Raw genomic sequence first — 7,068 nt, forward strand, 5'->3', positions numbered from 1 at the left:
TATCTTTCACCCCTCATCCAAAGGACCCCGGATGCTTGAACTTGTCGCCGCTTTTATCTGCCTCACCACCCTCCTGACCTTCGTCAACTTCCGCTTTATCGGCCTGCCGCCGACCATCGGCGTGATGGTTACCGCGCTGTTGTTCTCGCTGATCCTGCAAGGCCTGAGCGTGCTCGGCTACCCTGGTCTCGAAGAACGCGTGCAGCAACTGATCGGCCAGATCGACTTTGGCGATCTGCTGATGAACTGGATGCTGTCGTTCCTGCTGTTCGCCGGCGCCTTGCACGTCAACCTGAATGATCTGCGCAGCTACCGCTGGCCCATCGGCCTGCTGGCGACCTTCGGCGTGTTGATTGCCACTGCGGTGATCGGCAGCCTCGCCTATTACATTTTTGCCCTGTTCGGCTGGCACGTGAGCTTCTTGTATTGCCTGCTGTTCGGCGCGCTGATTTCGCCAACCGACCCGATCGCGGTGCTCGGCGTGCTGCGTACCGCCAATGCGTCGAAGCCGTTGAAGACCACCATTGTCGGTGAGTCGCTGTTCAACGACGGCACTGCCGTAGTGGTGTTCACCGTACTGCTGGGTATCGCGCAACTCGGCGAAACCCCGACCGTCAGCGCCACCGCGATGCTGTTCGTTCACGAAGCGATTGGTGGTGTGTTGTTTGGCGGGCTGATCGGTTATCTGGTCTATCGAATGATCAAGAGCGTCGAGCAGCATCAGATCACTGTGATGCTGACCCTGGCGCTGGTCATCGGCGGGTCGGCGATGGCCACGGAGATTCACGTTTCCGCGCCGATCGCGATGGTGGTGGCCGGTCTGATCATCGGCAACCTCGGGCGCAATCTGGCGATGAACGACATGACCCGCCGCTATCTCGACGGCTTTTGGGAGTTGCTCGATGACATGCTGAACGCACTGCTGTTCGCGCTGATCGGCATGGAGCTGTTGCTGCTGCCGTTCAACTGGCTGCACGTGGCGGCAGCGAGTGTGTTGGCGGTGGCCATTCTGCTCTCGCGCCTGCTCACTGTGGCCCCGGCGATTCTGCTGCTGCGCCGCTGGCGAACAGTGCCCGCCGGCACCATCCGGATCTTGACCTGGGGCGGTTTGCGCGGCGGTGTCTCGGTGGCACTGGCGCTGGCCCTGCCGCCGGGCCCGGAACGCGATCTGTTGCTGAGCATCACTTACATCGTGGTGCTGTCGTCGATCCTGCTGCAGGGTCTGACCATCGGCAAACTGGTCAAGCACGCGACTCGCAACGAACCAAGTACCGTGACTGAACCAGCCCACTGACGCATCCCTGCGGCGCCGTCGAGAAGACCTTCACGGCGGGCCACAGAGTAATTCGAGCAGATGTCGCATCGCCAACGGGCGGTGCGGCGTCGAGCCGTGCATCACCACCAGTTCCCGCGAATAACGCTGCCCCTCCTCCACCGGCAAGACATACATGCCATCCAGCACCATCCCGGCCCATTGCGGTACCAGTGACACCCCCATCCCCTGAGTGACGAGCATGACGATGGTTTCCAGCGCATCCAGCTCACACAGCACATTCGGCTCGATCGCCTGTTCGTCGAGGTATCGCTGAGCGATCTGCCCGCCCCATGAGCGTGCGTCGTAACGTATGAATGGGCCTGCACACAGCAGTCCTTCCAGCGACTGCCCGGCGCGCGCGGCCGGCGCAACCAGAATCAGCGGCTCGACCTTGAGCACCGCCAGCGCCAATGCCTTCGGCGGTTGAAACGGCGGCCTGACCAGAATCGCCGCGTCCAGTTCGGCGTTGAGCACTTTTTCATAAAGGCTTCGCGAGTCACCGGGCGTGATCTTCAATTTCAGATCCGGCGCGGAAATCGCCAGCCGCTCGATCAACGCGGGCAGGACCCCGGTCAACGCTGTGGAGATTGCGCCGATCTTCACTTCACCGACCAACCCGTCGAGGTGCAAGTCGTCCTGCAAGGCCTGCGCCTGTTCGATGATCGCCCTGATCTTCGGCAACATCAGCAGGCACTGATCCGAGGGCCGGGTCGCATGAGCGGTGCGCAGTAACAATGTGCAGCCCAGCGTGCGCTCGAGGGACTGGACACGCTGGCTGATGGCCGCCGCTGTGCGATTTTCCCGCCGCGCAGCCGCCGCAATCGAGCCGGTTTCAACCACGGCAACCAGGCTTTTCAAAAACCGTACATCCATAAGTTTTCCTTTCGCTCAGAACAAGGCGAAGCCGTTTTGCCACGCCGCGCGGGCTGTTTACCCTGAACGCTCCTTCACTCAGGGATATCCCATGAACAGACCCTTTCACGCTGCATACCACGTTTGTGATCTGCAACAGGCGCGGATTTTTTATCGAGATGTGTTGGGCTGCACCGAAGGCCGCAGCACCGAGACCTGGATCGATTTCGATTTTTTCGGCAATCAGCTTTCACTGCATTTGGGCAAACCTTTCGCCACCACCCGCACCGGACAGGTCGGTGAGCACAAGGTGTTGATGCCACACCTCGGCGTGGTGCTGCCACTGGAAGAGTGGCTGGCATTGGCCGCGCGCCTGACACGTCTTGGCACCGTTTTCGAGATCCCCCCCGTGATCCGCTTTGCTGGCGAACCCGGTGAGCAACGCACGATGTTCTTCCTCGACCCCAGCGGCAATCCGATCGAAGTGAAAGGCTTCAAGGACTTCAACGGCCTGTTCGCACATTGATTCCTACCCCCCAACAACCACAAGAAAAAAGGGGCACAGCATGAGCACAAAAACACCCACCAGCCTGGTCACCCGCATCATGATCGGGCTCGCCGCCGGAATCATCGTCGGCATCCTTCTCAACCAGTTTCCCGAACACAAGACCTGGTTCATCGACAACCTGCTGCAACCGGCGGGCGACCTGTTCATCAGGTTGATGAAAATGATCGTCGTACCGCTGGTCTTTGCCTGCATGGTCGTTGGCATTGCCGGCGCGGGCAATACCAAGGCCTTGGGACGGGTCGGGATAAAAACGCTGGTGTACTTTTTTACGATCACCAGCATCGCCATCGTCTTCGGGCTGATCATCGGCAACGTATTCCAACCCGGCGCTGGCGCGGATTTCAGCAGCACCTTGCAAGCACCGGTCACCGGCCTGGCCGCTACGGGTGAAACGCAAAACCTGGGTCGAACCTTGGTCAACATCGTCCCGGACAACATCGTATTGGCCATGTCGCAGGGCAAACTGCTGTCGGTGTTGTTCTTTGCCATCCTGTTCGGCTGCGCCTTGTCGATGCTGCCCGAGCAACAGAAGGCGCCGCTGATCGCGGTGATGCAGGCGGTTTCCGACACCATGTTCAAGGTCACGCATCTGGTCATGCACTATTCGCCGATCGGCATCTTCGGCCTGATCGGTGTGACCGTGGCCAGCTTCGGTTTGAGTGCCTTGCTGCCGCTGGCCAAACTGATCGGCATCACTTACGTAGCCGTGCTGCTGTTCGCATTCTGCGTGCTGGGGTTGGTAGCACGAATCGCCGGGATCCGTTTTTTCCACCTTATCCGCGAAATACGCAGTGAATTGCTGCTGGCTTACAGCAGCGCTGCTTCGGCCACGGTGATGCCGCAGTTGATCGAAAAAATGGAACGCTACGGGGCACCGCGTCCGATCACCAGCATGGTCATTCCATTGGGTTACTCCTTCAACCTGGACGGCGCATCACTGTTTGCAGGGCTGGGCACGTTGTTCATCGCTCAGGCTTATGGCATTGATCTGGGTCTGGCAGATCAGGCGATGCTGGTGCTGATCATGGTGCTGACATCCAAAGGCGCGGCGGGCGTGCCGGGCTTCATGTTCATCATTCTGACGGCAACGCTGACCGCCGCCGGATTGCCCGTGGAAGGCGTGGCGATCATCGCTGGCGTTTACCGGTTGATGGACATGCCGGTCACTGCGCTGAACGTGTTGGGCAACGCGCTGGCGCCGCTGGTCATTGCACGTTGGGAAGGTCAGCTCAAGGCGCCTGAAAGCGAGCCGACCGCAGAACCGACCAGTCCGCCATTCAAGGCTTGAGGCTATTGGCGCTTGCCGTCTGAATCATCCTCGCGGGATTCGCCAGAGTCGGGTTTATCCGTCTTTGGCGCCCCGCTCTCGCTGCGAATCTGCGCATGGCTGATCAGCGCAAAGATAAAGCTGCCACCAATGATGTTGCCCGCCAGCGTCGGCCCGGCGAAGACCATCCAGAAATCACTCCACGGCAACTCGCCGGCAAACACCAGATACGACACCTCCGCCGACCCCACCACGATGTGGGTGAAGTCACCGAGCGCCATCAGGTAGGTGATGAGGATGATGATCCACATCTTCGCGCTCTCCATGGACGGGATCATCCAGACCATGGTGGCGATCATCCAGCCCGAGACGATGCCTTTGGCGAACATCTGACTGGCGTGGTTTTCCATGACCTTGCGACCGATTTCGAGGAAGGCATGGTCAGTCTTGGTGTCGAAGATCGGCAGTTCAAGCATCACGTACGCGACCAGAATCGTGCCGCACAGGTTGCCGACCAGCACCACCGTCCACAGGCGGATCAGCCGGCCGAAATTACGCATCGTCGGTTTGGTCATGACCGGCAGCACGGCGGTCAGGGTGTTTTCGGTGAACAGTTGCTGACGGGCGAGGATCACCGCGAGGAAACCGGCGCAGTAACCGAAACTGGCGATCACTTTGAATTCGTCACCGTCGGGCAGGCGCGAATTGAGCAGGCCCATGCCCATCAGCGACAGCCCCATGGTCAGCCCTGCCGCCAATGCCGACCACCAGAGTGCGGCGATGCTGCGCTCCAGTTCCTGATCGCCTTGAGAGCGGATGATTTCATGCAGGACGGCCGCGCGGGGCGGCTGGCTTTTCTCGACTTCGTGTTGCTCTTTGGCCGAGAGGTCGGGGGTTTTGCCGTCGGTGGGGGTGGTCATGGCGTGGGAACCGTGGGGGGCTTTAAGCTACGACTCCCGCGGCTCACGACTGTTCAGTGGCCAGATGATTCTTCGCTGACTGAACAACCGCTTTCGCGAGCAAGCTCGCTCCCACAGGTACAGCGTGATCCTTGTGGGAGCGAGCTTGCTCGCGCAGAAAGCACCGCCGATGTTATTTGGTGACTAACTCATCTTCCTGAAACTGGTCTTTGACGTACTTGATCTCGGTGCGGCCGTGCGGCGCCGGCAAACCGTCTTCACCGAGGTTCACGAAAACCATCTTCTCAACGGTCAGAATGCTCTTGCGGGTGATTTTGTTGCGCACTTCGCAGGTCAGGGTGATCGAGGTGCGGCCGAACTCGGTGGCGGTGATGCCCAGTTCGATGATGTCGCCCTGGCGCGAGGCGCTGACAAAGTTGATTTCGGAAATGTACTTGGTCACCACGCGCTGATTGCCCAGCTGCACGATGGCGTAAATCGCCGCTTCCTCGTCGATCCAGCGCAGCAGACTGCCGCCGAACAGGGTGCCGTTGGGGTTGAGGTCTTCGGGTTTTACCCATTTGCGGGTGTGGAAATTCATCTTCACTCCTGAGTGTCTTGCCGAACGATGGACGGTATCTTGGCAGACTGAGCGGTCAGGCTCCATGCGGCTTCGACTATGGTCGTCATTAACGATCTTCATCTGGCCGACAGAAACCCTTTGGAAGATCAGTCTAGACGGCTATAATCGCCCCCGTTTCAAAACGGTAACGTTCACTTGCTACCGTTTTCCCGCCACCTGTCCGAGGGGCGCTGCAGCAGGTTCAACCTGTCAGGCTCGGATGGGGCGTTGACTGGCTCAAGCCAGACACTAAACGCACAACGGCGCCCATTCGCATACATTACGAATGGAGGCTCTTCATGAGCGCTGTTATCACGCCTGCAGATTTTAACGATTACAAAGTTGCCGACATGTCCCTGGCTGCCTGGGGCCGTCGCGAAACCATCATCGCCGAATCGGAAATGCCGGCTCTGATGGGTCTGCGTCGCAAGTACTCCGGCGAACAGCCGTTGAAAGGCGCCAAGATTCTCGGCTGCATCCACATGACCATTCAGACTGCCGTGCTGATCGAAACCCTGGTTGCCCTGGGTGCCGAAGTACGCTGGTCGTCGTGCAACATTTTCTCCACTCAGGATCAGGCTGCTGCCGCTATCGCTGCTGCCGGCATCCCGGTTTTCGCCTGGAAAGGCGAAACTGAAGAAGAGTACGAGTGGTGCCTGGAACAAACCATCCTGAAAGATGGCCAGCCATGGGACGCCAACATGATCCTCGACGACGGCGGCGACCTGACCCAGCTGCTGCACGACAAGTACCCACAAGTACTGGATCGCGTTCACGGCGTGACCGAAGAAACCACCACCGGTGTACACCGTCTGCTGGACATGCTGGCCAAGGGCGAGCTGAAAATCCCGGCCATCAACGTCAACGACTCGGTGACCAAGTCCAAGAACGACAACAAATACGGCTGCCGTCACAGCCTGAACGATGCGATCAAGCGCGGCACCGACCACCTGCTGTCCGGCAAGCAAGCGCTGGTCATCGGTTACGGTGACGTGGGCAAGGGCTCCGCTCAGTCCCTGCGTCAGGAAGGCATGATCGTTAAAGTGTCCGAAGTTGACCCGATCTGTGCCATGCAAGCGTGCATGGATGGTTTCGAACTGGTGTCGCCGTTCATCGACGGTATCAACGACGGTTCCGAAGGCAGCATCGACAAAGCACTGCTGGGCAAGATCGACCTGATCGTGACCACCACCGGTAACGTCAATGTTTGCGACGCGAACATGCTCAAAGCCCTGAAGAAGCGCGCCGTGGTCTGCAACATCGGTCACTTCGACAACGAAATCGACACCGCTTTCATGCGCAAGAACTGGGCATGGGAAGAAGTGAAGCCACAGGTACACAAGATCCACCGTACCGGCCCGGGCGCCTTCGACGCGCAGAACGACGACTACCTGATCCTGCTGGCCGAAGGCCGTCTGGTTAACCTGGGCAACGCCACTGGCCACCCAAGCCGCATCATGGACGGTTCGTTCGCCAACCAGGTGCTGGCGCAGATTTTCCTGTTCGACCAGAAGTACGCCGACCTGTCGCCAGCCCAGAAAGCCG

7 protein-coding genes and 1 riboswitch are annotated in these 7,068 nt (G+C 59.4%); of the genes, 4 read left to right on the forward strand and 3 right to left on the reverse strand.

From position 1 onward, the window contains the following. The first annotated feature begins 31 nt into the window (after positions 1–31). The gene (locus tag ACWR1S_RS27965; protein ID WP_454565762.1) at positions 32–1,294 is read left to right on the forward strand and encodes a cation:proton antiporter; all 1,263 of its coding nucleotides are present in this window, start codon (positions 32–34) and stop codon (positions 1,292–1,294) included. Between the two features lie 30 nt (positions 1,295–1,324). On the opposite strand, the gene ACWR1S_RS27970 is transcribed toward ACWR1S_RS27965, so the two are convergent. Then, positions 1,325–2,188, reverse strand: a complete 864-nt coding sequence (locus ACWR1S_RS27970; protein WP_454565763.1) for a LysR family transcriptional regulator — start codon at positions 2,186–2,188, stop codon at positions 1,325–1,327. Positions 2,189–2,279: 91 nt separating this feature from the next. Here ACWR1S_RS27970 and ACWR1S_RS27975 point away from each other — a divergent pair, with 91 nt between their 5' ends. Further along, positions 2,280–2,693, forward strand: a complete 414-nt coding sequence (locus ACWR1S_RS27975) for a VOC family protein (protein ID WP_454565764.1) — start codon at positions 2,280–2,282, stop codon at positions 2,691–2,693. Positions 2,694–2,733: 40 nt separating this feature from the next. Further along, positions 2,734–4,023, forward strand: a complete 1,290-nt coding sequence (locus ACWR1S_RS27980) for a cation:dicarboxylate symporter family transporter (RefSeq protein ID WP_454565765.1) — start codon at positions 2,734–2,736, stop codon at positions 4,021–4,023. A 2-nt stretch (positions 4,024–4,025) separates the two neighbouring features. Here ACWR1S_RS27980 and ACWR1S_RS27985 read toward each other — a convergent pair whose 3' ends face one another. Further along, on the reverse strand, positions 4,026–4,922 hold the full coding sequence (locus tag ACWR1S_RS27985; RefSeq protein ID WP_454565766.1) for a formate/nitrite transporter family protein: 897 nt from the start codon (positions 4,920–4,922) through the stop codon (positions 4,026–4,028). Positions 4,923–5,094: 172 nt separating this feature from the next. Then, complete coding sequence (locus ACWR1S_RS27990; RefSeq protein ID WP_016984776.1) at positions 5,095–5,502, reverse strand: acyl-CoA thioesterase; 408 nt, start codon at positions 5,500–5,502, stop codon at positions 5,095–5,097. 198 nt (positions 5,503–5,700) lie between these two features. After that, a riboswitch (S-adenosyl-L-homocysteine riboswitch) is annotated at positions 5,701–5,799 on the forward strand. Positions 5,800–5,822: 23 nt separating this feature from the next. Here ACWR1S_RS27990 and ACWR1S_RS27995 point away from each other — a divergent pair. Next, the coding region (locus ACWR1S_RS27995) for an adenosylhomocysteinase (RefSeq protein WP_454565767.1) at positions 5,823–7,068 on the forward strand (1,246 nt) is incomplete at its 3' end.

Source organism: Pseudomonas sp. AIG (genome assembly GCF_977020205.1).